Below are 24,463 nucleotides of genomic sequence, written 5' to 3'. Positions count from 1 at the left end.
GGGAAACGTTGACCAGCAAGATCGTCGGTGCCGCGCTCGCACTCACCCTGGCGCTCGCGGCGTGCGGCACCGGAGGCGGCTCTCCCACCGCCGCCACGCCCGACGCGGGCGCGACCATCGAGATCGGCTCCCTGTACGAGCCGCAGAACCTCGACAACACCGCGGGCGGCGGGCAGGGCGTGACCGAGGCGTTCAACGGCAACGTCTACGAGGGCCTGTTCAAGCTGACCGACGAGGGCAAGGTCGAGCCGCTGCTCGCCGAGAGTCACCAGGTCAGCGGCGACGGCCTCACCTACACCGTCAAGCTGCGCAAGGGCGTCACGTTCCACTCGGGCAAGCCGCTGACCGCGTCCGACGTGAAGGACAGCATCGAGAAGGTGACGGCGAAGGACTCGCAGTCGGCGCGCAAGAGCAGCTTCAAGCCGATCAAGAGCATCGAGACCCCGGACGACGGCACGGTCGTCATCAAGCTGTCGAGCAGGTCGATCTCGCTCGTCTACAACCTCAGCTACGTCTGGATCATCAACTCCCAGGCCAAGAACCTCACCACCACCGAGGACGGCACCGGGCCGTACAAGCTGGGCGCCTGGAAGCGTGGCTCCACGCTGAGCCTGGACCGCTTCCCCGCCTACTGGGGCGCCAAGCCCGCCAACAACGGCGTCGTCTTCCACTACTTCACCGACGCGACCGCGCTCAACAACGCGCTGCTCACCAACGCCGTGGACGTCGTCACCAGCGAGCAGAGCCCCGACGCGCTCGCCCAGTTCACCGGCAACGCCGACTTCAAGGTCAACGACGGGCACTCCACGACGAAGCTGCTGCTGGCCTTCAACGACAGGAAGGCCCCGTTCGACAAGCCGCTCGTGCGCAAGGCCGTCACCTCGGCCATCGACAACGCCAAGCTCCTGCAGTCGATCTGGGACGGTCACGGCAGCCTGATCGGCTCGATGGTGCCCCCGACCGACCCCTGGTACGAGGACCTGACCAAGGTCAACCCGTACGACGTGACCCTCGCCAAGAAGCAGCTCGCCGAGGCCGGGTACGCCAACGGCTTCACCTTCACCCTCGACACCCCGAACTACGACCCGCACCCCACGGCCGCCACCTTCGTCAAGAGCGAGCTGGCCAAGGTCGGCATCACGGTGAACATCAACGTCATCACGGCCGACGAGTGGTACTCGAAGGTCTACAAGAACCGCGACTTCGCCGCGACGCTCCAAGAGCACGTCAACGACCGCGACGTGGTCTGGTACGGCGACCCCGACTTCTACTGGGGCTACGACAACACGCAGGTCACCGAGTGGGTCCAGCAGGCCGAGCAGGCCGACACCACCGAGGGGCAGACCGAGCTGCTGAAGAAGGTCGGCAGGCAGATCGCCGAGGACGCGGCCAGTGACTGGCTCTACCTCTACCCGCAGATCGTCGTCGCCTCGTCGAAGCTGTCGGGCTACCCGGTGAACGGCCTGAACTCGCAGTTCTACGCCTACGGCATCAAGAAGGGCTGATGGGGCGCTATCTGCTGCGCCGTACCGCGTTCCTGCTCGGGTCGCTGCTGCTGGCGGCGTCGCTGCTGTTCGTGCTGCTGCGGCTGCTGCCGGGCGACCCGGCCAACTCGCTGCTGTCGGTGGGCGCGACGCAGGAGCAGATCGCGGCGGCCCGGCATCAGATCGGCTCGGACCGGCCGCTGCTGGAGCAGTTCGCCTCCTGGCTGGGCGGGCTGGCCAGGCTCGACCTGGGCACGTCGTTCGTCAGCACGCTGCCCGTCGGCCAGGAGATCGCCGCGCGGCTGGTCGTCACGGTGCCGCTGACCCTGCTGTCGTTCGCGCTGGCCGTGCTGGTCGCGGTGCCGGTCGGGTTCCTGGCCGCCCACCGGGCGGACCGCTGGTACGGGCCGCTGCTCAGCGGCGTCTCACAGCTCGGCATCGCGGTGCCGGTCTTCTGGATCGGGATGCTGCTCGTCACCGTGTTCGCGCTGTACCTGCGCGTCCTCCCAGCGGGCGGATTCCCGCGCGAGGACTGGGCGGACCCGGCCGACGCGCTGACCTCGCTGACGCTGCCCGTGATCACGATCGCGCTGGTCATGTCGGCGTCGCTGATCCGCTACGTCCGCTCCGCCACCCTGGACGTGCTGGGCAGCGACTACCTGCGAACCGCCAGGGCGCTCGGCTCGTCGTTCGTCGGCGCGATGTGGCGGCACGGGCTGCGCAACGCGTCCGTGCCCGTCATCTCCATCCTCGGCATCGAGCTGGCCACGACCTTTCTGGGCGCGGTCGTGGTGGAGAGCGTGTTCGCGCTGCCGGGGCTGGGCGGCATGCTGGTCAAGGGCATCGCCGAGCACGACTACCCGGTCATCCAGGGCATCCTGGTCGTCAGCACGTTCGCGGTGCTGCTGATCGGGTTCGCCGCCGACCTGGCCCAGCGGCTGGTCGATCCGCGGCTGCGGGCGCACCTGGGCGGAGGCAGGCCGTGAAGGGCAGGCCCACCTTCGCGATCGGGTCCGTGCTGGTCGCCGCCGTCCTGGTCGTGGCCGTCGTCTCGCTGGTCTGGCTGCCCTACGACCCGTCCGACACCTCGGGCGGGCGGCTCGCCCCGCCCGGCGGCGGGCACCCGCTCGGCACCGACAAGCTCGGCCGCGACCTGCTCACCCAACTCATGATCGGCGCCCGCATCGCGCTGACCGTCGGCGTCGGGTCCGTGCTGGTCGGCGGCCTGCTGGGGGTGACGGCCGGGCTGCTCGCCGGATTCGCCACCCGCTGGCTCGACGACACGATCTCGGCCGTGCTCGACATCCTCATCGCATTCCCGACGCTGCTGCTGGCCATGCTGGTGGTGGCCGTGCGGCAGGCGTCGCTGGGGTCGGCGATCCTGGCGATCGGGCTGGCCATGTCGGTCGTGGTCGCCCGGCTGACCAGGGTGCTCGTCAAGCGGGTGCTCGCCGAGGACTACATCACGGCCTCGCGCACGTCCGGCACGTCCTGGCCGCGCGTGGTGACCGAGCACGTGCTGCCGAACATCTGGCCGACGCTGCTGGTCAACCTCGCCCTCCAGCTCGGGCTCGCGGTGCTCGCCGAGGCCGCGCTGTCCTACCTGGGGCTCGGGCCGCCCCCGCCGAACGCGTCCTGGGGACGCCTGCTCCAGGAGGCGCAGGCGACCGTCCTCACCGCCCCGACCGGCGCGATCGCTCCCGGCGTGCTGCTGGTCGTGCTCGTCGTCGGCGTGAACCTGGTCGCCGACGGCTTCAGGGACCTGGCCGACCCGACCCGCCGGTGGAGCCGATGAGCCTGCTGGACGTCAACGCGCTGACGGTACGCCACGCCGACGGCCGCGACCTCGTCTCCGGCGTGTCGTTCACGGTCGACAGCGGGCAGCGGCTCGGCCTCATCGGCGAGTCCGGCTCCGGCAAGTCGCTCACCGCCCTCGCCGTCATGGGGCTCCTCCCTGCGGGCCTGACCGCGCACGGCAGCGCCGTCCTGGACGGAACGGAGATCGTCGGCGCCCCCGACAGGAAACTCGACACGGTACGCGGCAGGGCCGCCACCACGGTCTTCCAGGAGCCGCTGACCGCGCTCGACCCGCTCATGCGCGTCGGCAGGCAGCTCGCCGGGCCGCTCGGGCGCAGGCGCGGGCTGCGCGGGGCGGCGCTGCGGGCCGCCGTCCTGGAGGCGCTGGACGAGGTGCGGCTGGCCGACCCCGAACGGATCGCGCGGGCCTACCCGCACGAGCTCTCCGGCGGGCAGCGCCAGCGGGTCGCCATCGCGATGGCGCTCGCCTGCGAGCCCAAGCTGCTGATCGCCGACGAGCCGACCACCGCGCTGGACGTCACCGTGCAGGCCGACGTGCTCGCGCTGCTCGACGGCCTGGTCGCCGGGCGCGGGATGGCGTTGCTGTTCATCAGCCACGACCTGGCCGTCGTCGCGGGCGTGACCGACCGGGTCGTGGTGCTCAAGGACGGCGTCGCCGTCGAGTCGGGGCCGGTCCGTGACCTCGTCCGCGAACCGCGGCACCCGTACACCCGCTCGCTGGTGGACAGCGCGTGGGCTCTGGAAGGCGAACTCGATCGGATGGCCCCATGACTCCCGCGCGAGAACCGGACCCTGTGACCTCCGCGCCGGAACCGGATCGGCCGCCCCGCGTGCAGGACGACGTGCCGGTGCTGGAGGCCCGGGAGGTGGGCTTCGCCTATCGGGGGGCGGCGCCCGCGCTGGAGGGCGTGTCCGTCGCCGTTCCCGCCGGGCGGAGTCTCGCGCTGGTCGGCGAGTCGGGTGCGGGCAAGACCACGCTGCTGCGGCTGCTGCTCGGCCTGGCCAGGCCCACCACCGGCCAGGTCCTGTTCGACGGAGGCGAGCTGTCGCCCGGCGACCGCGCGTTCAGGCGCAGTGTGCAGCCCGTCTTCCAGGACCCGTACTCCTCGCTGGACCCCCGCCAGCGCGTCGGCCGGATCGTCTCCGAGCCGCTGCGCTCGCTGAAACTGCTGCACGGCTCGCGGGCGGCCCGGCGCGAGGAGGCCGCCGACCGGGTGGCCGAGGCGTTGCGCGCGGTCGGCCTGCCCGCGGACGCCGCCGGACGCTACCCGCACGAGTTCTCCGGAGGGCAGCGGCAGCGCGTCGCGATCGCCAGGGCCATCGTGTGCGAGCCGCGGGTGCTGCTCGCCGACGAGCCGGTCAGCGCGCTGGACGTGTCGACCAGGGTGCGCGTGGTCGAACTGCTCGCCCAGCTCGGCGAGGGCCGTGGCCTGACCGTGGTGATGGTCTCACACGACCTGACGGTGGTCGCCGCGCTCTGCCAGGAGACGGCCGTCCTCGAACGCGGCCGCGTCGTCGAGCAGGGCCCGACGTCGTCGGTGCTCGGCTCCCCCGGCCACCCGTACACCCGCAGACTCCTCGACAGCGTCCCCCGCCTGAGCCGCCTCCGCTGACCACCCCGCCTACCGGGCGGGGCCGGTCAGGGCTGGCGACCATCGGCCTTCATCAGTGCGGCGGACACCTCGCCGAGCAGCCCTCCGGCGCCGGAGTCCATGGCGGCCCTGGCGTGCCGGACGGCGTCCAGGACGTTGCCCGCCGCGCTCGGCGAGTCCTCGACGACCATGCGCACCTCCACCTCCAGGGGCGAGCCGCCGAACCCCTCGCCGTCCAGCCGGATGTAGGCGATCTTGCGGTCGTCGAGGAACGGCACGTACTGGGCGGAGACGTGCGTGGACGTGCCCGCCCCGTGCGCCTTGGTCGCCTTCTTCGACTTCATCCGGTCGGCGTCCTGCATGTTGACGAAGTCCATGTTGCCGCCGCCCAGGAGCTGGTAGCCGTCCGTCAGCCGCACTCCGGACGCCGTCAGGGCGTCCACGAGCGCGCGGTGCACCAGCGTCGCGCCGAACGAGCTCTTCAAGTCGTCGCCGATCAGCGGCAGCCCGGACTCCGCGAACCGGCTCACCCACTCCGGCGAGCGGGCGAGCACGGCCGGCATGCAGTTGACGAAGCCGCACCCGGCACGCAGCGCCGCCTCCGCGTACAGTTCGGTGGCCCGCTGCGCGCCGACCGGCAGGAAGTTGACCACGACGTGGGTGCCGGTCTCCCGCAGGTGGGCGGCGACGCCGTCCACGGTGGCGGCGCCGCGCGGGTCGACCAGGTCGGCGGAGTCGGCGCCGACGCCGTCGCCGAGCGCCCCCTCGACGACCTCGACCCCGAGGTGGGGGACGTCGGCGAACCTGCGCGCGTTGTTCGGCGCGACCCAGATCGCCTCGGACAGGTCGCGGCCGAGCTTGCGGCCGTTCACGTCGAAGGCGGCGGTGAAGCGCACCTGGGAGACGTCGTATCCGGCGCACACGGGGTTCAGCAGGCCGGGGGCGTCGCCGTCGCGGTAGTACTCGACGCCCTGCACCAGCGAGGACGCACAGTTGCCCACACCGACCAGGCCGACGTTCACAAAAGTCATGAACAGGATTAGACCAGGTCAATCCCGGCCCCATCGCTCAGGCGCAGTGTGCAGCCCGTCTTCCAGGACCCCGCACTCCTCGCTGGTCACACTAGGCGGTCACGCCTTTTGTCTTGATGAGGAGGGCCAGCGCGGCTGGGATCAGTGCCACGCAGGCGGCGTAGAACAGGGTTGTGGTCGTGGCCGTCGTGAAGGCGGCTTCGCTCGTGCCGGTCAGGCCGCGGTTGATGAGCTGGCCGAAGAGCGCGAACCCCAGAGAGGTGCCCAGTTGCTGGCAGAACCGCTGGGTGGTGGTGGCGATGCCGAGGTCGTGGATGGCGACGGAGTTCTGCATGTACTGCAGGGCCAGGCCGAGTGACTGTCCCATGCCGAGGCCGAGGACGAACATGCCGACGGCGATCCAGACGAGGCTTGTGTGCTGGTCTGTGACGGAGAAGCAGAACAGGACCGACGCCTGCAGTACTCCGGCGGCGGCGAGCAGGTACTTGTAGTCGCCGAACCAGGCCACGATCCATCTGGCGACCATGACGGAGGCCATCATGCCGGCGGCCATGGGCAGGTTCAGCAGGCTCGCGCCGCCCAGGCCCAGGCCGTGTCCGAGCTGGAGGTAGCCACCTATGCCGAGTACCTGTCCGGCCAGGCCGGCGCCGGAAAGTGTGCCGATCGGCACCATGAGGCGGAACACCGGGTTGCGCAGTAGCGCCAGCGAGATGAGCGGCTCGGGCACCCTCAGGGAACGCCAGGCGAAGGCCACGGCCAGCATCATGCCGACGGTGGCCAGCGTCAGGACCGGTGCGGACGTCCAGCCGTACTGCTGCCCTCCCCATTGCAAGGCGAGCAGCAGCGCGGCGGCGGCGGCTGCGATCAGGGCGGCGCCGGTGAAGTCGACGCGCCGGTCGAGGCGGTGTACCGGCAGCTTGAGCACGAACAGTGCGATGTACAGGGCGGCCAGCACCAGGGGGATGTTGATGTAGAAGACCCAGCGCCAATCGAGGTTGTCGGCCACCAGAGCGCCGAGAAGCGGGCCGAGCGCGATGCCGAGGCCGACCATGATGCCACCCCCACCGACCCGCATGGCGCCGCTCCGGGGTGCTTGCTCGTCGGCCGAGCGGGTCAAGGTGCCGAGGACAACCATGGTGACCGACATGAGCCCACCGCCTCCCACGCCTTGGATCGCCCGGAAGACGATCATCTCGGTCATGTTCGCCGCCAGGCCGCACAGGCAGGAGCCGGTGAGGAAGATGAGCAGCGCGGCCGTGTAGAGGCGTTTGGCGCCGTAGACGTCGGCGAGTTTGCCGTACAGCGGAACCACGATGCAGTCGGCCAGGGCGTAGGCGGTGACCATCCATGGCAGGAGGGACAGGCCATGGACCGGGTCGAGCGCTTGAGCCATCCGCCACGAGACGGCGCTGACGATGTTGATGTCGAGCAGGGACAGCAACAGGGTGAGGAAGCAGCCCAGGGCCGCAATGGTGACCTGCGTCCGGCCCATGAGCTGGGTGTTTCCGTCGTAGACGGTGTTGAGCGACATCCCGCGGACCTTTCTTTTAGACTCTATAAGTTTTTATATTACACAAATTTTTAGAGCCTCTACTGAGCGCGAGTAGGATGACGCCATGGCGCGTGCGGTCGGGCTGCGGGAGCTCAAGAAGATCCAGACTCGTAAGGCGATCTCGGAAGCGGCGATCGCCCTGTTCGTGGAGCGTGGTTTCGACAACGTGTCCGTCGCCGACGTGGCAGCGGCCGCCCAGGTGTCGAGCATGACCGTCTACAACTACTTCCCGGCCAAGGAAGACCTGGTCATGCACCGGTTGGAGGACCACTACGAGGAAGCGGCGGCTGTGGTTCGCAGGCGCCGTGACGGCGAGAGGCCGCTGGAGGCGCTCCGCCGCCACTTCCTCCTCGCCCTGGACGCCGGAGATGTGCTCACCGGGCTCAACGACGACCCCGGCTATCTGGCGTTCCAGCGCATGGTGCTGTCCACGCCGAGCCTGCGGCTACGACCGGCCGAACAGAGCGACCGTGCTCAAGACAGCCTGACCGCGGCGTTGCGGGAGACATGGGACTCGCCACTGGCCGACATCGCGGCCGCCCAAGTGATCGCGGTCCTGCAGCGCCTCGTCGTACACAACCTGACAGCGATGCTGGCGGGCGAACGCGCCGGAGCCCGTCGACCGACCGCCTACGCAGAGGCCGAGCAGGCATTCGACCTGCTCGCCCACGGGCTGGTCCGCACCCCTCTCACCAACTGAGTCCAGGACGTCGCCCGCCGCGCTCGGCGAGTCCTCGACGACCATGCGCGCCTCCACCTCCAGCGGCGAGCCGTCAGCGCGGCCCAGAGGCGGCCTCCATCACTCAGATCAGGCCGGTGCGGCGGGCCAGCGCGGCGGCCTCCACCCGGGAGGCGACGCCCAGCTTGGCCATGATGTTCGACACGTGCACGCCCGACGTGCGGGCCGAGATGAACAGCCGCTCGGCGATCTGACGGTTGCTCAGCCCCTCGGACACCAGCCCCAGCACCTCCAACTCCCTGGCCGACAGCCCGAAGTCGGCCGTCAGGGCGACCCGGCCGCTGGCCGCCGCCGCCTCGACCTCCCGCCGCAGCGGCTCCGAACCGAGCGCGGCGGCGATCGAGGCGGCCTCGCGGAGCAGCTCCCGAGCGCCCGCCCGGTCCTGCTCGGCCGCCCTGACCAGCGCCTGGCCCAGCGCGTACGGCTGGCAGAGCGCGCGCCAGGCCGCCACCGCCGACGCCCACGAGCCTCCGCACTCGGCCTCGAACGTGGCCCGGTGCGCCTGCTGCAGCCGTCCGGACGTGTGGATCCCGGCGGGGGACCGGCGCACCCGGCCCGTGCGGGCGGCCACGACCAGCAACGGCCAGGCGTAACGGCAGCTCAGCGTGAGGTCGTGGGCCGTCAGCACGTGGTCGGCGAGTCGTCCGGCCCGCTCCAGGTCGCCCTGGGCGAGCGCCAGCCGGCCGTCGAGCAGGTCGGGTTCGAGGCAGGAGTCGTAACCCCGCGACCGCCCCCGCATCAGCGGACGCGCCTGCCGGGCGACCTCGGCGGCCTCGTCCAGGGAACCGTCGCAGACCGCGACCGTGCCGAGGACCAGCAGCAGCCAGGCGCGGTGGATGGGCGGCGGGTCGAGCGCGAGCGCCGCGCCGACGACCTCGCGGGCCTCCTTCCAGCGGCCGAGCGAGGCCAGCGTCTCGGCGAGGTTCGCGGCGATGTGCGCGCCGCGCGAGCGGGCCATCCCGACCCGCCTGGCCTGCGCGACGCCCCTGCGGGCCACCGCCTCCGCCCTGGCGTGCTCGCCCGCCGCCTCCAGCACGTCAGCCTCGCTGGCGTAGGCGACCAGGACGGTGTCGTCGTCGGACGCCTTCGCCCTCGCCTCGGCGTACAGGGCGGCGGCGGAGTCGAGGTCGCCCTGGAGCCCGGTGATCGCGGCCAGCGTGACCAGGGACCTGGTGTCGCCGAGCGCCAGCGCCTCCTCGGCGTGCGCGCGGGCCTCGGCGTCCTGGCCGTTCCAGTGCAGCGTGTTGGCGAGGGCGCCGATCAGCCTGGCCGCACGCGGCGCGAGCCGGACGGCCAGGCGCAGGTCGTCCAGCCCCTCCTCGCCGAGCAGGTCGCGGATGCCGACCCGCAGCTCCAGCAGGTGCGCGGCGCGCGGTGGATCGTCCGCCACCTCGTCGAGGGCCCGGCTCGCCAGTTCCTCGGCCCGCTCGGCGTCACCGGCGTGCATGGCGTCCCTGGCGGCCAGTTCGAGGACCCGGGCGTGGTCCATGCCGGGTCGCAGGGAGTCGTCCCAGAGTTCGAGCACCCGGTCCCAGCGGCGGGCCTGCCAGGCCGCGTGGAAGGCGCGGGGCCTGTCGCCCGCCGCGTACCAGTGGTCGGCGGCCAGGTCGGGCTGGGCCTCGGCGCAGCGGGCGTGCAGCCTGATGCGCTCGCCGGGCAGCAGGTCGTCGTAGACGGCCTCCCTGATGAGGGCGTGCCTGAAGGCGTAGCCGTCGCCGTCGACGAGCAGGAGGCGGGCCTTCACGATCGGCCGCAGGGCCTCGTCCAACGCCAGGTCGTCGAGGCCGGCGACCGCCCGCAGCGTCTCGTGCGGGATCCTGTGGCCGGCCACGGCGGCGACGCGGAGCACGTCGAGGCTGGCCCCGCCGAGCCGTTCCGCTCCGGCCAGCAGGAGTTCGCGCAGCGAGGCGGGCGTGGTGGTGCCGGCGTCCGCCAGCGCCTCCACGAACAGCGGGTTGCCCTCGGCGCGGGTCATGATCCGCTCGACGTCCTGCCGGGCGCGTCCGAGCATGGCGGCCACCTCGTCGCGGCCCAGCGGGGGCACCCTGAGCAGTTCGGACGCGGGGAGCCGCAGCGGCTCGCGGGAGGTCGCGATCACCAGGACGCCCGGCCGCATCAGGTTGCGCAGCAGGAACGCGAGCAGGTGGCGGGTCGCCTGGTCGGCCCAGTGCAGGTCCTCCAGGACGATCACCAGGGGACGCCGCTCCGCCGACCGCTCGATCAGCAGCAGCGCCTCCTCGAACAGCCTGGCCTGCCCGAGGTCGGCGTCCTCGTCGATCTCGCCGAGTTCGGGGAGCAGCCGCGCCAGGCCCCTGCGCCCGCCGTCGGGCACCAGTTCCGTCCCGTACTGGCGCACCAGGCGGCGCAGCACGGGGACGAACGGCGCGTACGCCATCGCGCCCGGGTCGGCCCCGCCCTGCGCCACCAGCGCGTCGAGCCGTCCGGTGAACTCGCTCACCAGCCTCGACTTGCCGATTCCCGCCTCCCCGACGACCAGCACCGCCTGCGGCGCCCGAGCCCGCGCGGCGTCGAGCGCGGCCTCCAGAGCCGCCAGCTCGGCCTCGCGCCCGACGAACCTCACCTCACGCCCCCCGCTTCCACACCGTCCGGCCCCCATTATGAAGAGGCGGCTACGCATCATGCCCGATGTGCGGGAGTTCGCGGCTTGCGAGGGTGATGGGCATGCTGACGCGTCCGATGATGTTGATGATGGCCGTCTCCCTGAGCGGTCTGCTGGGCTTCTACCTGCTGTTCTCCACTGTGCCGCTCTACGCGGCCTCCGGTGGCGGGGGCGAGTCCGGGGCGGGGCTGTCGACCGGCGCGATGATGCTCTCCACGGTGCTGATGGAGCTGGCCGTGCCGTGGTTGCTGGCGCGCCTCGGGTACCGGGCCGTGATGGCGCTCGGCCTGGTGCTGCTCGGCCTGCCCGCGCTGGCGCTGCCGCTCTCCCCCGCGCTGCCGCTGGTCGCGGCCGTGAGCCTGCTGCGCGGCGGCGGGCTCGGCGTCATCGTGGTGACCGGGACGGCGCTGACCGCCGAGCTGGTGCCCGCCGAGCGGCGCGGCGAGGGGCTCGGCCTGTACGGGATCGCGGTCGGCATCCCGTCGATCCTCGGGCTGCCGCTGGGCCTGTGGTCGGCCGGGACGTTCGGGTTCACCCCGGTCTTCCTCGTCGCCGGTCTGGTTCCGCTGGTCGGGCTGGCGGCGGCGCTCGGACTGCCTTCCACCAGGCCCGCGAGAAGCCGTGGTGAGGGCGGGGCGGGGCTGCGCGGGCTGACGGCGCCGACGCTGGTCTTCGCCTCGGTCACGGTGGCCGTCGGGGTCCTGGTGACGTTCCTGCCGCTGGCGGGTTCGCCAGAGCTGGCCTCCGTGGCGCTGCTGATGCAGTCGCTCGGCACGCCGGCGGCCCGCTGGTGGGCGGGCAGGTTCGGTGACCGGCACGGCTCCGCCAGGCTGCTGGCCCCCGGCGTCCTGGCCGCCGCCGCAGGGATGGCGCTGCAGGTCTGGCTGGACGGTCCGGTGCCGGTGGTCGCCGGGATGGCGCTGTTCGGGGCAGGGTTCGGGGTCCTGCAGAACGCCACGCTGGCGGTGATGTTCGAGCGCGGGTCGGTGAGCAGGGTCAGCGCGGTGTGGAACCTCGCCTTCGACGCGGGCATGGGCGTCGGCGCGACGGGGTTCGGCCTGCTGGCCGGGCACACCGGCTACCCGCTGGGCTTCGCGCTGGTGGCCGCGCTGGTCGCCGCCACGCTGCCGCTCACGCGACAGGCGGCCCTCCCGCCGGAACCGGCGCCCGCCGGGGACGCGCCGCTCGGCAAGGTCGGCAAGGCCGGTTAGATCGGTTGGGTCGGTTGAGTCGGTTGGGTTGGTTGGGTCGGTTGGGGAGAGCTGTCAGGGGGTGAAGCCGTACTCCCCGTACAACCGGACGTACCTGGCGAGCGTGAGCACCTCCCGGCGTTCCAACCCGGTCTCGGTGCGCTCGAACAGGACGACCTCCTCGTGCCCGCCCGGCCCGATCGGCTGCACGAGACGGCCGCCGGGCCGCAGCTGCCCGGCCAGCGGCGGAGGCACCTCGGGGAAGGCCGCCGACACCACGACGGCGTCGTAGGGGGCGTGGCCGGGCACGCCGCCGCTGCCGTCGCCGACGAGCAGCACGACGTTGCCGATGCCTTCCCTGGCGAGACTGCGCCGTGCCTGCCGGACGAGGTCCGGCCACCTGTCGATGGTCACCACCTCGGCCGCCAGGCGGGCGAGAAGCGCGGTCTGGAAGCCGAGCCCGGTGCCGACCTCCAGCACGCGCTCGTCCCCGGCGAGGGCGAGACCTTCGATGACCCTCGCCGACAGCGACGGCTGCGTGGTGACCTGCTGGTGCCCGATCGGGATGGGCTCGTCCTCGTAGGCGTCCGCGACCTGCTCCGCCGGGACGAAGCCCGCGCGCGGCGTCGCCTCGATGGCCCGGAGCACCCGCGGGTCGCGGACGCCCGCCGCGCGGACGGCCCGGACCAGGTCGCCGGGCGAGGCGCTCACGGCGACCGCAGGGCCAGCAGGCCGTCCGGCCCGAGGTCGCAGCGGACCCCGAACCGGCGGCTGACCCGGTCGAGTACCTCCTGGAGCCACCGGGAGTCGTCGGCGCGGGCGCGGCGAAGGCGCATCCGCCAGGCCCGCATCGGCGCCATCCGCAGCTCGGCCAGCTCCCCCGACTCCGGTTCGAGCGAGGCGAGGTACAGCAGCCGCAGGTCGTCCCGGAAGCGCTCGTAGCCGTGGATGCCCTCGTAGTCGTCGATGAGGTCGCCGCAGCCGTACAGGACGAGCTTGCCGCGATACACCTCGACGGGCCGCGGATGGTGCGAGGAGTGCCCGTGCACCACGTCGACTCCGCCGTCGATCAGCTGGTGCGCGAAGCGCCTCTGCGCTCGCGAGACGTCGTAGCCCCAGTTGGAGCCCCAGTGGACGGAGACGACCGCGAGGTCGCCGGGGCGCTTCGCGGCTCGCACGCGGCCGACGATCTCGGACGCCGCGGCGACGGAGGGCTCGGGCACGAAGCAGACCCCCGACCGGTCAGGGGTTGCCGCCCAGTCCGCCGGGACGCCGCTGGACGGCATCCCGACCGAGAAGACCAGGACCCGGCCGCCCTCCACCGGGACGGCGAGCGGCTGCCACGCCTCCCCCGCGTCCCGCCCGGCGCCCACCTGCCGGAGCCCGGCCCCGGCCAGCGCGTCCAGCGTCTCGGCCAGTCCGCGGCGGCCGAAGTCCAGCACGTGGTTGTTCGCCAGCACGCAGGCGTCGGGACGTCCCGCGACCAGGCAGGGAAGGTTCGCCGGGTTCATCCGGTAGTGCATGCCCTTGCCCGGGGAGAAGTCGTCGCTTCGCGTGACGCTCGTCTCGAGGTTGATCACCCGGACGTCGGGGGCGGCCTCCTCCAGCACCGCCAGGGAGTCTCCCCACGGCCAGTCGAAGTCCACCGGCCGCGGGATCGGGCCGTTCTCGGCCTCGGCGAGACGGACGTAGTCACCGGCGTCGAAGGCGTACGGCTCCCGGAGGGACGGATCGCCGGGGTGCGGGAGGATCTGGTCGACGCCACGGCCGAGCATGACGTCGCCGCAGAGGAACAACGTCACCAGTCCGGGCCTGTCGCCGTCCATACCGTGGTCCTGCCCCCATCAGGGCGGATACCACTCGTCCTCCCCAGATGTGGCTACCGGGCCGCCCGCTCGACGCCGACCGTGATCTCGTTGCCCAGCTTGTGGTCGCCGAGCAGGCCGAGCTCGTCGCCGCTCCAGAACCTGCCGGGGTCGTACCAGTTGGGGCGCCGTCCGGCCGGCAGCAGCCCCATCTCCTCGTAGGTGACGGCGACGACCTCGGCGCAGTAGGCGCTCTCCAGTGTCCGGTCGGCGGCCCGAGCGCGGGCCCGATCGGTGGCACGGCCGCGGAGCCGCGGGACGCGGCCTCGCGCCCAGCGACCCGCCAGCCGGGCGGTGCTCGGGAACGGGGTGCCGTCGAGGCGGGCGACGGTGCGCAGGGCGGCGTCCTCCATCTCGGTCGTGGCCTGCGGTTCGAGCTGGCGCAGCCAGGCGCGCTGGCCGTAGCGGTCGGCCCAGACGGTGACGGCGTCGCGCAGGTCGTGCAGCTGCACCCCGCGGTGGTGCGTGCCCGACCACAGGTCGAGCAGCGATCTGCCCAGCTCGGCGTGCCACATCATCGGCGGCAGGTCCTCGATCACGAGGGCCATGCCGACGTGGTTGACAGGGCTGTTCGTCACGGTCTGGATGGCGCGATCGGGCACGGACCGGCCGCGGAAGACCCACAGATCGCCGGTGCGCGTGAGGTTCACGGCCTCGTCGAGAGTCAGCACATGGCTAGCCTAGGCAGATGCGCTGGTGGAAGATACTCGGGCTGGCAGGGGTCGCGGGAGTCGCGGCGACCGGGGTGGCGATCGCGCGGGCGGAGCGGCGGCGCCGCGCGTACACGCCGGAGGAGATCAGGGCCCGGCTGCGCAGCCGGGCCGAGGGTCAGCCCGAGGGCCGAAGCTCGTAGACGAACACCACGTCGGGGTAGGCGGGGTTGTCGTCGTAGCCCTGGATGCCACCCTGGTAGGCCCGCTGGTAGTTGACCACCCACGGGACTGCGGCGGCGGCCTTCTGGTCCAGCACCCGGGTCGTGGCCTGGGCGAACGCGCGTTGTGCGGCGTTGGTGTCGGTCACGGCGAGCTCGGGCAGCTTGTTGAGCAGGCTGTCGGTGGCCGGGTCCTTCAGGTAGCCGAGGTTGAAGACGGGCGGGTTCTCGCTGTGGAAGACGTTCTCGAACCATGAGTTGCCGTCGGCGTAGTCGGGCCACCAGTACATGACGAAGATGTCCTGGCCGCGCTTCTTGCCCTGTTCCCACTGCGCGTTCCAGGGCATCGCCCTGGCCTGCAACCTGACGTTGAGCGTCCTGAGCGCCGCCGCCAGCCTGGCGACGAGCACCCGCTGGTCGTTGTCGCCTTCGGCGTAGGTGAGGGTCAGGGTCAGCGGCCTGCCTCCCGGGCCGTAGCCGGCCCGCCGGAGCAGTTGCGCCGCGCCCGGCAGGTCCTGGCGCGGGACGCGGCCGGGCTGGTAGCCCATCAGCCCTTCGGGGACGACGCCGCTGGCCGGTGAGGCGGCGCCGCTGAGCGCTCTGATGATGCCCTGGTAGTCGATGGCCTTCTGCACGGCCTTGCGCACCCGCACGTCGGTCATCGGGCCCGAGGCGGTGTTGAACAGCGCCATCATGGTCTGGAACGACGGGCGCTCCGAGGTGCGCACGCCGGGCGTGACCGCCGCCCTGGCGAACAGGCGCGGGCTGAGCCGGTCCACGAAGCTGACCTGGCCGCGCATCAGCAGCCGCCACGCCTTGTTGACGTCGGGCACCACCCGGAACCTGACCGTGCGGTAGTGCGGCTGCGCCCAGCCGCCCCAGTAGCCGTCGTACGCCTTGAGCGCGAGCTCGTCCTCCGTGCCCTTGCGCCAGGAGAAGATCGTGTACGGGCCGGAGCCGGCGTCCCTGCCGGCCTGGAACCAGGCGCGGAGGTCGGGGGCGGCCTGGGTGTCGTAGATGTAGGCGGCGTACGAGGACGAGGCGACGGCGTCGAGCGGCACCGGGTACTTGAGCGTGAACGTGACGGTGCTGGGGTCGTCGGCCCTGATGCCCGACACGGCGTCCCAGATGTAGGAGGCCCCGGCATTGGACTTGATCGTGCGCTCGATCGACGCCTTCACCGCCGCCGCGTCGAGGGGCCTGCCGGTGTGGAAGGTCACTCCTGGGCGGAGGGTGAACGTCCAGGACCTGCCGTCGGCGGAGGAGCGCCAGGACGTGGCCAGGCGGGGGCTGGTCTTCTTGGAGACGGGGTTCCAGATGGTGAGCGTCTCGTAGATGTTCTGCATGGCGATGATCTCGTTGGAGTACGAGCTGCTCGGGTCCCAGTCGGTGACCACGTCCAGGTTCTGCACGTAGACGAAGGCGGCGTCTCCTGGCTGCGCCTGCCGGACCTCCGCGGGGGTCGCGCACGCCGCGAGGGAAAGGATCAGCGCGACGGCCGCTGCAAGACGACGGCGCAACACATCTCCCTCTGTGACCGGTGTAGCCCGCAACCTATCCAAGACGACGATCTAGTGTCCAAAAGTCCCGAAAAATTGGGAAAATTGGAGATCGAATTGCTATCCTCAGTGCCTGTCCCGTCCGGGGTTGCCAGCAAGGGACCGACCGGAATGAGGTGCCATGGGTCGCAGCCGTACGATCCGTATGAAGATCATCGGCTTGTTGCTGGTGCCGCTCGCTTCGATGGTGGTGCTCTGGGGAGTCATCACCGCTGTCACCGCGAGTGAGAGTCTGCAGCTGAGAGCGTACAAGACGCTCTGGACGAACCTGAGGCGCCCCGCCTACCAGCTCATCACGGAGATCCAGCAGGAGCGGCTCATCACGGTCAAGCGGTTGCGTGTCGACAGCACGGCCGAAAAGACGGCCACCACGACCCAGCGCACCCGCACCGACGAGGCCAGGGAGATGTTCAGGCAGCTCTCCAGCCGGTCGCGTGACACCTCCGAGACGATCCGCACGCAGGTCGACACCGTCCTCACGCAGCTCAACCGGCTTGAGGCGATCAGAGCCGAGGTCGACGCGGGCCTGTCCGACCGCCTGCACGCGATCGAGGTCTACAACGGGATCAACAACTCGCTGTTCGGCCTGCACAGGCGCGTCGCGATGATCGACGACATCCCGATCTACGAGCAGTCGCGGATCGTGGTGGACCTGGGCTACGCCAAGGAGCTGCTGACCCGGGAGCAGGCCCTCGCCGTCGGCCCCACCACGGCCGCCGAGCGCAGGCTGTTCACCCAGCTCGTCGGCAACCGGCGCTTCCTCATCGACCAGGCACTCGGCGAGCTCGACCCGAGCCTGCGCGACACCCAGGTCTCGCTGATCACCTCGCCCTCCTACCAGCGGATGCGGCTGATGGAGGACCAGATCATCGCGGGCCGCACGCCACGCGGCTGGCTGGACACCACCGACAGGCTGGCCAAGTCCTTCGAGACGTCCCAGCTGCAGGCGAGCACCATCCTGTCGGAGCGGGCCGAGCCCGTCGCCGACTCGGTGCTGCAGCGGGCGCTGCTGCTGGCCGGGACGTGTTTCCTGCTGATGATCCTGTCGATCGGGTTCTCGCTGCGGATGGGCAACCGCCTGTCCAAGGAGCTGGGCACGCTCAGGCTGGCCGCGCTGGAGGTCGCCCAGGAGCGGCTCCCGCAGGTCGTGGCCAAGCTGCGCAAGGGCGAGGCGGTGGACGTCCCCGAACTGTCGGTGGAGAGCACGACCGTCGAGATCGCCGACGTCGGCCATGCCTTCTCCACCGTGCAGCAGACGGCGGTGGAGGCCGCGGTCGGCCAGGCGCAGCTGCGCGACGGGGTCGGCCACGTCTTCCGCAACCTCGCCAGGCGCAGCCAGACCCTGCTGCACCGCCAGCGCATCCAGCTGGAGGGCATGCAGCACCGGGCGACCGACCCGGACGCCCTGGACGACCTGTTCCGCCTCGACCACCTGACCACCCGCATGCGCCGCCACGCGGAGGGCCTGATCATCCTGTCGGGCGCGACGCCGGGGCGGGGCTGGAGCAGGCCGGTGCCGATGCTCGACGTGGTCAGGGGCGCCGCCGCCGAGGTGGAGGACTACCCCCGGGTCACCGTCGGGCCGATGCCCGGCCAGAGCCTGGCCGGGCCCGTCGTCGGCGACGTGATCCACCTGATCGCCGAGCTCATCGAGAACGCCACCGTCTACTCCCCGGCGCACACCCCGGTCATCGTGCGCGGCGAGGCGGCGGCTCGCGGCTTCGCCATCGAGGTCGAGGACCGCGGGCTGGGCATGAGCCCCGAGACACTCGCCGAGACCAACGAGCGGCTGGCCAGCCCGCCCGAGTTCGACCTGGCCGACAGCGACCAGCTCGGCCTCTTCGTCGTTTCCCGCCTGGCCGCCAGGCATGACATCCGCGTGACGTTACGCGGTTCACCATATGGAGGGACCACCGCCATCGTGCTGATCCCGGCAGAGCACGTGTCCGACTCGCCGCCGCCGGAGCCGGACCGCCGTGCCGAAGAGCCCGCCCGTCCCACCATGCGGGTGGTGCCCAGTGAGTGACGAGCGCTGGCTCGACGAGGACGCCGGCCCGATCGTCCCCGCCTACCTGCTGACCAGGGGCCGGACCGTCCCCGCGAGCGAGGCCATCGACCTCATCGCGGTCATCATCACGGCGGGCGGCCTGGCACCGCCCGTGGGCCTCGGCCCCGAGCACCTGATCATCCTGCAGAAGTGCACGAGGCCGACCAGGCTCGTGGACGTGGCCGCCGAGCTGAACCTGCCCATCGGCGTGGTGCGGGTCCTCGTCGGCGACCTGCACGCCCAGCAGCTCGTCCAGGTGGAGCACCCGCCGCCCGCGCCGACCGCCAGCGTCCTGCTGGAGGTGATCAGCGGGCTGAAGGCGCTGTGACGGCCCGGCGGTTCAGCAGCCCGAAAACGGCCGCGAACAGGGCCGCCACCAGGCCCGCCACCGCGGCCACCGCGAACACCCACTGGTAGCCGCGCACGCCGGGCAGCGCGGCCAGGACGGCGGCGATGACCGCGCCCGCCGTGCTGCCGCCCACGATGCGCACCAGCGCGTTCACGCCCGCGGCCAGGGCCGTCTTGCCCGGCTCCACGTGCTCGACGGCCATCGTGCCCAGGGCGGCGTAGCCGACGCCGAGCCCGACGCCCAGCAGCGAGGTGGCCACGTAGACGTCCCCGGACGTTTCGTGGGCGACCACCAGCCACAGCGCCGACGCGCCGACGACGGCCGACCCGGTCGCCACCAGCGAGGAGGCGGCGAAGCGGCGCATGAACCGGCCGGAGAACAGGGAGATCACCAGCATGAGGACCGTGCTGGGCAGCAGGTAGACGCCGACCTGCAAGGTGGAGGCGCCGAAGCCGAAGCCCGGGGCCTGGGTGAATCCGGAGATCCCGGTCATGCAGGTGAAGAAGGCGAACCCGAGCAGCATGGACGCCACCGTCGCGCCGACCGTGCCGCGCTGCACCAGCATCGCCATCTCCACCAGCGGCTCCGCCACCCGCCGCTCGACGGCCACCCAGGCGAGCGCCACCACCAGCGCGACGGCGAAGAGCCCGATCACTCCCGGAGAGGTCCAGCCCCACGAGCCGCCCTCGCTGATGCCGAGCAGGAGCGCGACGAGCCAGACGGTCAGCAGGAACGCGCCGAGGAGGTCGGGGCGGCCCTTGCCCGCCGGGGCGGTGTCACGGACCAGGAACGCCACCAGGACGCCGGCCACCACCGCGATCGCCCCGGTGACCCAGAAGAGCACGTGATAGTCGCCGGAGGTGACCCCGGCCAGGATCATGCCGCCGCCGCTGCCGAAGCCCATCGTGGCGCTGAGCACTCCGATCCCGGTGGCGAGCTGCTGCCTGGGTAGCACGTCGCGGACCACCCCGATCGACAGCGGCACCAGCGCGGCCACGAACCCCTGCAGCACCCTCGCCACGATCAGCCAGGTGAGCGAGGTAGCCAGCGCCGCCATGACGGAACCGGCCACGAGGAGGGCGAGGGCGCCGAGGATCATCGGGCGCCTGCCGTACATGTCGCCGAACCTTGACAACAGCGGTGTGGCGACCGCGCTCACCAGCAGGCTGATCGTGAGGGTCCAGCTCACGGCCGCCAGCGAGGCGTTCAGCTCGCGCTGGAGCACGGGAAGCAACGGCACGACGGCGGTGTTCTGCAGGGCGGCGATGGACGCCGCGAACGCCAGCGAGACCACGGCCGGCCACGGGTTCTTGCTCGACGTCTCGCGGGTCTGGGATGCGACAAGTGTCGCCATGACGGCTCCTTGGATAACTTAGGTAAGTAACCGAGAGCCGATACTACATACTTAAGTTAGGTAAGCAAATGCCCGAGGGCGAAGACCTGGTGACAACCGTCGGCGCGTACCGCCGGCTGGTGACCACGCTCCACCGTGCCAAGACGCACGAGCGGCTGACCGAGGCCGCCGGCGTCCGGCTCGACCGGCCCGACGTGCAGGTCCTCGTCTACCTGCTCGACGCGGGCGAGCCGTGCAGGATCGGCGCGATCGCCGAAGGGCTGCAGGTGGAGAGCCCGCACGTGACCCGCCACGTCTCACAGCTCGAACGGCGCGGCCTGCTGGAGCGCGTGCGCGACCCCGACGACGGCCGCGCGTGGCGCATCGCCCTCACCCCGGAGGGAGCCGACGCGGCCGCGCGGTGCCGGCAGGTGACCCTCGAATGGTTCGAGGCCGCGGTCGAGGGCTGGCCCGAGTCCGACCGCGCCGAGCTGGCGCGGCTGCTCTCCAAGCTCTCGGACGACGTCTGCGCCCACCTCCAGCTCCGCTTCGCGCAGAGCCCCGCCAATCGAGCGCTCAGCCCAGGACACCGCGCGGGGGCGAGCCCACCCGGAGGACACTCACCCAGGACTCCGCGCGGGGGCGAGCCCACAGGGCTGAGGACTCTCAGTCCAGGACTCCGCGGCGCCCGGCCACCTGGCTGAGGACGCTCAGCCCAGGACCTCCTCCGCGCGGTGGCAGGCCACCTGACGGCCCTGGACCTCCCTGAGGGCGGGCGGCTCCGCGCAGGCCGCGTCGGCCAGCGGGCAGCGCAGCCGGAAGGGGCAGCCGGTCTCGGCGGGCCTCGCCTCCGTCGCGCCCCGCGCCTCCGGCGGCCGGCCTCCGAGCTTCGGGACGGCGTCGCGCAACGCCAGCGTGTACGGATGAGCCGGCCGGTCGAGCAGGTCGGCCGTGCGGCCGGACTCCACGACCCGCCCCGCGAACAGCACGTACGCGGTACGGCAGAGCCTGCCGACCACGGCCAGGTTGTGCGTGATGAGCAGGCGCTCGGTGTCCAGGCCGGCGAGCAGGTCGAGGATTCTGGCCTGGACGGTCACGTCCAGCGCGCTGGTCGGCTCGTCCAGGATGAGCAGGCGGGGTTCGACGGCGAGGGCTCTGGCGATCACCACGCGCTGGCGCTGGCCGCCCGAGAGCTGGTGCGGCCGGCGGTGCGCCAGGTCGGCGGCCAGCCCGACCTGTTCGAGCAGGTCGGGGACGCGGTGCCGGGCGCTCCTCGGCAGTCCCTCGGCGATCGAGGCGCCGATGCGCATCCTGGGGTCGAGGGCCTCGGCCTGGAAGACCGGCTGGACGTCCCGGCGAAACGCCCTCAGGTCCGCATTTTTCAGCGTTTGCTCGCCGTACCAGATATTTCCGGACATGGGGGTGAGCAGGCCGAGGAAGGCCCGCGCCAGCGTCGTCTTGCCCGAACCGCTCTCCCCGATCAGGCCGACGCCGCCCTCGGTGACGTCGAGGGTGACATCGTGGACGACGGGCGTCCGCCCGTACCCGAGTGTCACCCGCTCCGCCCTGAGCACCGGCGCGGTCTGCCGCTGTTCGGTCACGGCGGGGACTCTCTCACCACCGCCGTCCGGTTGTTCGGTCACGGCAGGGCCTCCAGCAGGTCGCGCGTGTACGGATGCGACGGCGCGGCCAGCACCTCGGCGGCTGGGCCGGTCTCCACCACCTCGCCGTCCTTCATGACCAGCACCCGGTCGGCGATCGTCGACACCAGGGCCAGGTCGTGCGAGACGAGCAGCAGCGCCAGCCCCCGCTCCTCCCGCAGCCTGCGCAGCACCCCGACCACCTCGGCTTGCACGGTCACGTCGAGCGCACTGGTCGGCTCGTCGGCCAGGATCACCTCGGCGCCGAGCGCGATGGCCAGCGCGATCGCGAACCGCTGCGCCTGCCCGCCGGAGATCTCGTGCGGGTAGCGGCGCAGGATCTCCGGGTCGAGCATGACCGCCCTGACCGCCTCCGCCATGATCTCCTGGAGCCCGCCGCGCAACCGGCCACCCCGCCGTTCCCCGTCGGCCCGCTCTCCGCCGGCCCGCTCTCCGTCGGGCCGTTCCCCGTCGGGCCGTTCCCCATCGGGCCGTTCCCCATCGGGCCGTTCCCCGTCGGCCCGCTCTCCGTCGGGCCGCTCCCCCTTCGGTGGGCGGTCGACGCCGTGGAGCTGGAGGGCGCGGCGCATCAGCGTGCCCAGCCGGGTGGTCGGGCTGAGCGCGGCCTGGGGCGACTGCATCACCAGCGCCACCCTGGCGCCGCGGATCTCGCGGAGCCGCCGAGGGGACGCGCCGAGCACGTCCACCCCGCAGACCCGGATGTCTCCGGAGACGTGCGCGCCTTCCGTGAGCCCGAGCAGCGACAGCAGCGTGGTGGACTTGCCCGACCCGCTCTCCCCCACGATCGCCACGCACTCCCCCGCGGCCACGTCCAGTTCCGGGACGCGGGCGACCGTCCGCGTCCCGTACCTCACCTGGAGGTCCCTCACCTCGATCATCTGACGATCCTCCGCGGGTCCAGGGCGTTGCGCAGTCCCTCGCCGAGCACGTTGAACGCGAACGCCGTCACCAGGATCGCCAGCCCGGGGAAGGTGACGACCCACCAGTTCGTGGTGAACAGCGACTGCCCCTGCTCCACCATCAGCCCCCACTCCGCCGTCGGCTCCTGCGCCCCCAGCCCCAGGTAGGACAGCGCGGCGGCCGTCAGGATGACCCCGCCCGCGTCGAGCGAGAGCTGGACCAGCACGGGCGTGAGCGAGTTCGGCAGCACATGCCTGAGGATGATCAGGGGCGCGGGCACGCCGAGGCAGCGGGCGGCGTCCACGTAACCGCGGGTGGCGATGGACGCGGCCACCGACGCCGACAGCCTGGTGTACCAGGGCCACCACGTCACGGCGATGGCCACGATCACGGTGGTGACGCTGGGCTGCAGCACGACGGCCAGGGCCAGCGACAGCAGCAGCGCGGGAAAGGCCAGGAAGACGTCGGTGACGCGCATGATCACGTCCCGTGCCCAGCCTCCCGCGTACCCGGCGACCACACCCAGCGTCACGCCGACGACCGCCGACACGGCCAGCACGGCCACGGCGATGAACAGCGAGGTCCGCCCGCCGAACAGGACCCGGGTGAGCACGTCCCGGCCGACGTTGTCGGTGCCGAACCAGTGCGCGCCGCTCGGCGGCTGGAGGCCGTCGGCCGGGCGCAGCTCGTCCACCGGGTACGGCGCCAGCCACGGCGCCAGGACGGTGGCGAGCACGACCAGCACGATGAGCACCGCGCCGACGGCCGCGAACCGGTCGGGAATCCGCGGCAGGGTGCGACGGAGGGGCACGTCCGCTGCGGTGTCCATTGGGGTCATCGGGCCCTCGCTCTCGGGTCCACCACGCCCTGCAGGAGGTCCACCACCAGGTTCGCGAGGACGTACACCAGCGCCACCAGGAGCGTGACGCCCGCGAGGGCCGGGGTGTCGAGCGAGCGGATCGACTCGGCGGCGTAGCGGCCCAGGCCCGGCCAGTTGAAGACCGCCTCGACCAAGAAGCCGTTCACGATCGCGTACGCGAAGACCAGGGCGATCAGCGACAGCACCGGGTTCAGCGCCGGGCGCAGGGCGAACCTGGTGAGGATCGACGTCTCACCGAAGCCGAGCGCGCGCTCCAGCCTGGCGTGGTCCTGGCCCGACTCCTCGATCAGCGCCGCCCGGGTCATCTGGGCGATCACGCCCGTCGGATAGGCGGCGACGACCAGCGCGGGCAGCACCAGGTGCTCCAGGGTGCTGGTGAAGATCGGCCAGTTCCCGGTGATGAGCGCGTCGACGACGGTGATGTTGGTCCAGACGGTCAGCGGGCTGGTGGTGTCGAGTCCGGCGTCGTACTCGCCCGCCACCGGGAACCAGCCGAGGTTGCTGGCGAACACCGTCTGCAACGTCAGGGCCAGCCAGAACACCGGCACCGAGACGGCCAGCACGCTCGTCAGCCGCACCCCGAAGTCCGGGACGCGCGCCTTGAAGCGGGCGGCGAGCACACCGGCGGGGACGCCCACCACGACCGCGACGAGCAGCGCCGCTCCGACCAGCTCCAGCGACGCGGGGAACGCCAGGTACAGGTCGTCGCGGACCGGCTGACGGGTGTGCAGGCTGATGCCCCAGTCGCCGGTCACCAGGTCACGGACGTAGTTCCAGAGCTGGACGGGGATCGGGTCGTCCAGCCCGAACTGCCGCCGCGCGGCGGCGAGCTGCTCGGGCGTGGCCTTCGGCCCGGCGAACGCGACGGCCGGATCGCCGGGAACCAGCCGCATGACGGCGAAGGTGAGCACGACCACGCCGGCCACGACCAGGAGCGCCTGGCCGAGCCGGCGGGCCAGATAACGCGGCACT

At 71.9% G+C, this 24,463-nt stretch carries 23 protein-coding genes; 11 read left to right on the top strand and 12 right to left on the bottom strand.

Features of this window, described 5'->3' with window-relative positions:
• The first annotated feature begins 8 nt into the window (after positions 1-8).
• From ABT294_RS43005 to ABT294_RS42985, 5 genes are read left to right on the top strand one after another with little or no spacing between them, the layout of a single operon-like run.
• Positions 9-1,505 (top strand): ABC transporter substrate-binding protein, encoded by a 1,497-nt coding sequence (locus ABT294_RS43005; protein WP_350812245.1) that lies wholly within the window; start codon positions 9-11, stop codon positions 1,503-1,505.
• On the top strand, positions 1,505-2,470 hold the full coding sequence (locus ABT294_RS43000) for an ABC transporter permease (RefSeq protein WP_350812244.1): 966 nt from the start codon (positions 1,505-1,507) through the stop codon (positions 2,468-2,470). The genes ABT294_RS43005 and ABT294_RS43000 overlap by 1 nt, the downstream gene beginning before the upstream one ends.
• Positions 2,467-3,279 (top strand): ABC transporter permease, encoded by an 813-nt coding sequence (locus tag ABT294_RS42995; RefSeq protein WP_350812243.1) that lies wholly within the window; start codon positions 2,467-2,469, stop codon positions 3,277-3,279. Before ABT294_RS43000 ends, ABT294_RS42995 begins: the two co-directional genes overlap by 4 nt.
• On the top strand, positions 3,276-4,073 hold the full coding sequence (locus ABT294_RS42990; RefSeq protein WP_350812242.1) for an ATP-binding cassette domain-containing protein: 798 nt from the start codon (positions 3,276-3,278) through the stop codon (positions 4,071-4,073). The genes ABT294_RS42995 and ABT294_RS42990 overlap by 4 nt, the downstream gene beginning before the upstream one ends.
• On the top strand, positions 4,070-4,915 hold the full coding sequence (locus ABT294_RS42985; protein ID WP_350812241.1) for an ABC transporter ATP-binding protein: 846 nt from the start codon (positions 4,070-4,072) through the stop codon (positions 4,913-4,915). The genes ABT294_RS42990 and ABT294_RS42985 overlap by 4 nt, the downstream gene beginning before the upstream one ends.
• A 26-nt stretch (positions 4,916-4,941) precedes the next feature.
• Here ABT294_RS42985 and ABT294_RS42980 read toward each other — a convergent pair whose 3' ends face one another.
• Together ABT294_RS42980 and ABT294_RS42975 are read right to left on the bottom strand one after the other, a co-directional pair.
• Positions 4,942-5,925 carry an inositol-3-phosphate synthase gene (locus ABT294_RS42980; protein WP_350812240.1) on the bottom strand — a complete coding sequence of 328 codons (984 nt, stop codon included), beginning with the start codon at positions 5,923-5,925 and terminating at the stop codon, positions 4,942-4,944.
• Between the two features lie 91 nt (positions 5,926-6,016).
• Entirely contained in the window at positions 6,017-7,456 is a 1,440-nt protein-coding gene (locus ABT294_RS42975) for an MFS transporter (protein ID WP_350812239.1), read from the bottom strand.
• 85 nt (positions 7,457-7,541) lie between these two features.
• On the opposite strand from ABT294_RS42975, the gene ABT294_RS42970 reads away from it, so the two are divergent.
• Positions 7,542-8,177, top strand: coding sequence for a TetR/AcrR family transcriptional regulator (locus tag ABT294_RS42970; protein ID WP_350812238.1), 636 nt, complete (start codon positions 7,542-7,544; stop codon positions 8,175-8,177).
• A 103-nt stretch (positions 8,178-8,280) separates the two neighbouring features.
• On the opposite strand, the gene ABT294_RS42965 is transcribed toward ABT294_RS42970, so the two are convergent.
• The gene (locus ABT294_RS42965; protein ID WP_350812237.1) at positions 8,281-10,797 is read right to left on the bottom strand and encodes an ATP-binding protein; all 2,517 of its coding nucleotides are present in this window, start codon (positions 10,795-10,797) and stop codon (positions 8,281-8,283) included.
• Between the two features lie 101 nt (positions 10,798-10,898).
• Between ABT294_RS42965 and ABT294_RS42960 the strand changes: the two genes are divergently transcribed.
• Entirely contained in the window at positions 10,899-12,047 is a 1,149-nt protein-coding gene (locus tag ABT294_RS42960) for an MFS transporter (RefSeq protein ID WP_350812236.1), read from the top strand.
• A 54-nt stretch (positions 12,048-12,101) separates the two neighbouring features.
• Here the strand turns inward: ABT294_RS42960 and ABT294_RS42955 are convergent, their stop codons facing one another.
• The 3 genes from ABT294_RS42955 to ABT294_RS42945 are packed head-to-tail and all read right to left on the bottom strand — an operon-like array spanning position 12,102 to position 14,559.
• Positions 12,102-12,737, bottom strand: coding sequence for a protein-L-isoaspartate(D-aspartate) O-methyltransferase (locus tag ABT294_RS42955; protein WP_350812235.1), 636 nt, complete (start codon positions 12,735-12,737; stop codon positions 12,102-12,104).
• On the bottom strand, positions 12,734-13,852 hold the full coding sequence (locus ABT294_RS42950) for a CapA family protein (RefSeq protein ID WP_350812234.1): 1,119 nt from the start codon (positions 13,850-13,852) through the stop codon (positions 12,734-12,736). Before ABT294_RS42950 ends, ABT294_RS42955 begins: the two co-directional genes overlap by 4 nt.
• 53 nt (positions 13,853-13,905) lie before the next feature.
• A complete protein-coding gene (locus tag ABT294_RS42945) occupies positions 13,906-14,559 on the bottom strand; it encodes a hypothetical protein (protein ID WP_350812260.1) in 654 nt (217 codons plus the stop codon).
• 20 nt (positions 14,560-14,579) lie between these two features.
• Here ABT294_RS42945 and ABT294_RS42940 point away from each other — a divergent pair, with 20 nt between their 5' ends.
• Positions 14,580-14,744 (top strand): hypothetical protein, encoded by a 165-nt coding sequence (locus ABT294_RS42940; RefSeq protein ID WP_350812261.1) that lies wholly within the window; start codon positions 14,580-14,582, stop codon positions 14,742-14,744.
• On the opposite strand, the gene ABT294_RS42935 is transcribed toward ABT294_RS42940, so the two are convergent.
• Positions 14,720-16,285, bottom strand: a complete 1,566-nt coding sequence (locus ABT294_RS42935) for an ABC transporter substrate-binding protein (protein WP_350812233.1) — start codon at positions 16,283-16,285, stop codon at positions 14,720-14,722. The genes ABT294_RS42940 and ABT294_RS42935 overlap by 25 nt on opposite strands.
• A 181-nt stretch (positions 16,286-16,466) precedes the next feature.
• On the opposite strand from ABT294_RS42935, the gene ABT294_RS42930 reads away from it, so the two are divergent.
• Complete coding sequence (locus ABT294_RS42930; protein WP_350812232.1) at positions 16,467-18,347, top strand: sensor histidine kinase; 1,881 nt, start codon at positions 16,467-16,469, stop codon at positions 18,345-18,347.
• Entirely contained in the window at positions 18,340-18,696 is a 357-nt protein-coding gene (locus ABT294_RS42925; RefSeq protein WP_350812231.1) for a DUF742 domain-containing protein, read from the top strand. The genes ABT294_RS42930 and ABT294_RS42925 overlap by 8 nt, the downstream gene beginning before the upstream one ends.
• Here ABT294_RS42925 and ABT294_RS42920 read toward each other — a convergent pair.
• Positions 18,674-20,071: an MFS transporter gene (locus ABT294_RS42920; protein ID WP_350812230.1), complete on the bottom strand. Its 1,398-nt coding sequence runs from the start codon at positions 20,069-20,071 to the stop codon at positions 18,674-18,676. The genes ABT294_RS42925 and ABT294_RS42920 overlap by 23 nt on opposite strands.
• Positions 20,072-20,139: 68 nt before the next feature.
• On the opposite strand from ABT294_RS42920, the gene ABT294_RS42915 reads away from it, so the two are divergent.
• Entirely contained in the window at positions 20,140-20,754 is a 615-nt protein-coding gene (locus ABT294_RS42915; protein WP_350812229.1) for a MarR family winged helix-turn-helix transcriptional regulator, read from the top strand.
• A 6-nt stretch (positions 20,755-20,760) separates the two neighbouring features.
• On the opposite strand, the gene ABT294_RS42910 is transcribed toward ABT294_RS42915, so the two are convergent.
• Genes ABT294_RS42910 through ABT294_RS42895 form a run of 4 tightly spaced genes read right to left on the bottom strand, consistent with a single transcriptional unit; the run spans position 20,761 to position 24,462 of the window.
• On the bottom strand, positions 20,761-21,651 hold the full coding sequence (locus tag ABT294_RS42910; RefSeq protein WP_350812228.1) for an ABC transporter ATP-binding protein: 891 nt from the start codon (positions 21,649-21,651) through the stop codon (positions 20,761-20,763).
• 38 nt (positions 21,652-21,689) lie between these two features.
• Complete coding sequence (locus ABT294_RS42905; RefSeq protein ID WP_350812227.1) at positions 21,690-22,589, bottom strand: ATP-binding cassette domain-containing protein; 900 nt, start codon at positions 22,587-22,589, stop codon at positions 21,690-21,692.
• The gene (locus tag ABT294_RS42900) at positions 22,586-23,440 is read right to left on the bottom strand and encodes an ABC transporter permease (RefSeq protein WP_350812226.1); all 855 of its coding nucleotides are present in this window, start codon (positions 23,438-23,440) and stop codon (positions 22,586-22,588) included. The genes ABT294_RS42905 and ABT294_RS42900 overlap by 4 nt, the downstream gene beginning before the upstream one ends.
• 5 nt (positions 23,441-23,445) lie before the next feature.
• Positions 23,446-24,462 (bottom strand): ABC transporter permease, encoded by a 1,017-nt coding sequence (locus ABT294_RS42895; protein ID WP_350812225.1) that lies wholly within the window; start codon positions 24,460-24,462, stop codon positions 23,446-23,448.
• Position 24,463: the final 1 nt, after the last annotated feature.

Origin of the sequence: Nonomuraea sp. NPDC000554, from assembly GCF_040300065.1 — a bacterium.
In the GTDB taxonomy this organism is placed as follows: Bacteria; Actinomycetota; Actinomycetes; order Streptosporangiales; family Streptosporangiaceae; genus Nonomuraea.
Note: the sequence above shows the minus strand (reverse complement) of the source record. Positions and strands in the feature narration are given on the sequence as shown.

Bases quoted from the DNA above. Each gene is read 5' to 3' on its own strand.
- ABT294_RS43000 (WP_350812244.1), top strand. From the start codon at position 1,505: ATGGGGCGCTATCTGCTGCGCCGTACCGCGTTCCTGCTCGGGTCGCTG.
- ABT294_RS42980 (WP_350812240.1), bottom strand. From the start codon at position 5,925: ATGACTTTTGTGAACGTCGGCCTGGTCGGTGTGGGCAACTGTGCGTCC.
- ABT294_RS42900 (WP_350812226.1), bottom strand. From the start codon at position 23,440: ATGGACACCGCAGCGGACGTGCCCCTCCGTCGCACCCTGCCGCGGATT.
- ABT294_RS42940 (WP_350812261.1), top strand. From the start codon at position 14,580: ATGCGCTGGTGGAAGATACTCGGGCTGGCAGGGGTCGCGGGAGTCGCG.
- ABT294_RS42985 (WP_350812241.1), top strand. From the start codon at position 4,070: ATGACTCCCGCGCGAGAACCGGACCCTGTGACCTCCGCGCCGGAACCG.
- ABT294_RS42950 (WP_350812234.1), bottom strand. From the start codon at position 13,852: ATGGACGGCGACAGGCCCGGACTGGTGACGTTGTTCCTCTGCGGCGAC.
- ABT294_RS42930 (WP_350812232.1), top strand. From the start codon at position 16,467: ATGAAGATCATCGGCTTGTTGCTGGTGCCGCTCGCTTCGATGGTGGTG.
- ABT294_RS42920 (WP_350812230.1), bottom strand. From the start codon at position 20,071: ATGGCGACACTTGTCGCATCCCAGACCCGCGAGACGTCGAGCAAGAAC.
- ABT294_RS42905 (WP_350812227.1), bottom strand. From the start codon at position 22,589: ATGATCGAGGTGAGGGACCTCCAGGTGAGGTACGGGACGCGGACGGTC.
- ABT294_RS42990 (WP_350812242.1), top strand. From the start codon at position 3,276: ATGAGCCTGCTGGACGTCAACGCGCTGACGGTACGCCACGCCGACGGC.
- ABT294_RS42970 (WP_350812238.1), top strand. From the start codon at position 7,542: ATGGCGCGTGCGGTCGGGCTGCGGGAGCTCAAGAAGATCCAGACTCGT.
- ABT294_RS42915 (WP_350812229.1), top strand. From the start codon at position 20,140: ATGCCCGAGGGCGAAGACCTGGTGACAACCGTCGGCGCGTACCGCCGG.
- ABT294_RS42975 (WP_350812239.1), bottom strand. From the start codon at position 7,456: ATGTCGCTCAACACCGTCTACGACGGAAACACCCAGCTCATGGGCCGG.
- ABT294_RS42960 (WP_350812236.1), top strand. From the start codon at position 10,899: ATGCTGACGCGTCCGATGATGTTGATGATGGCCGTCTCCCTGAGCGGT.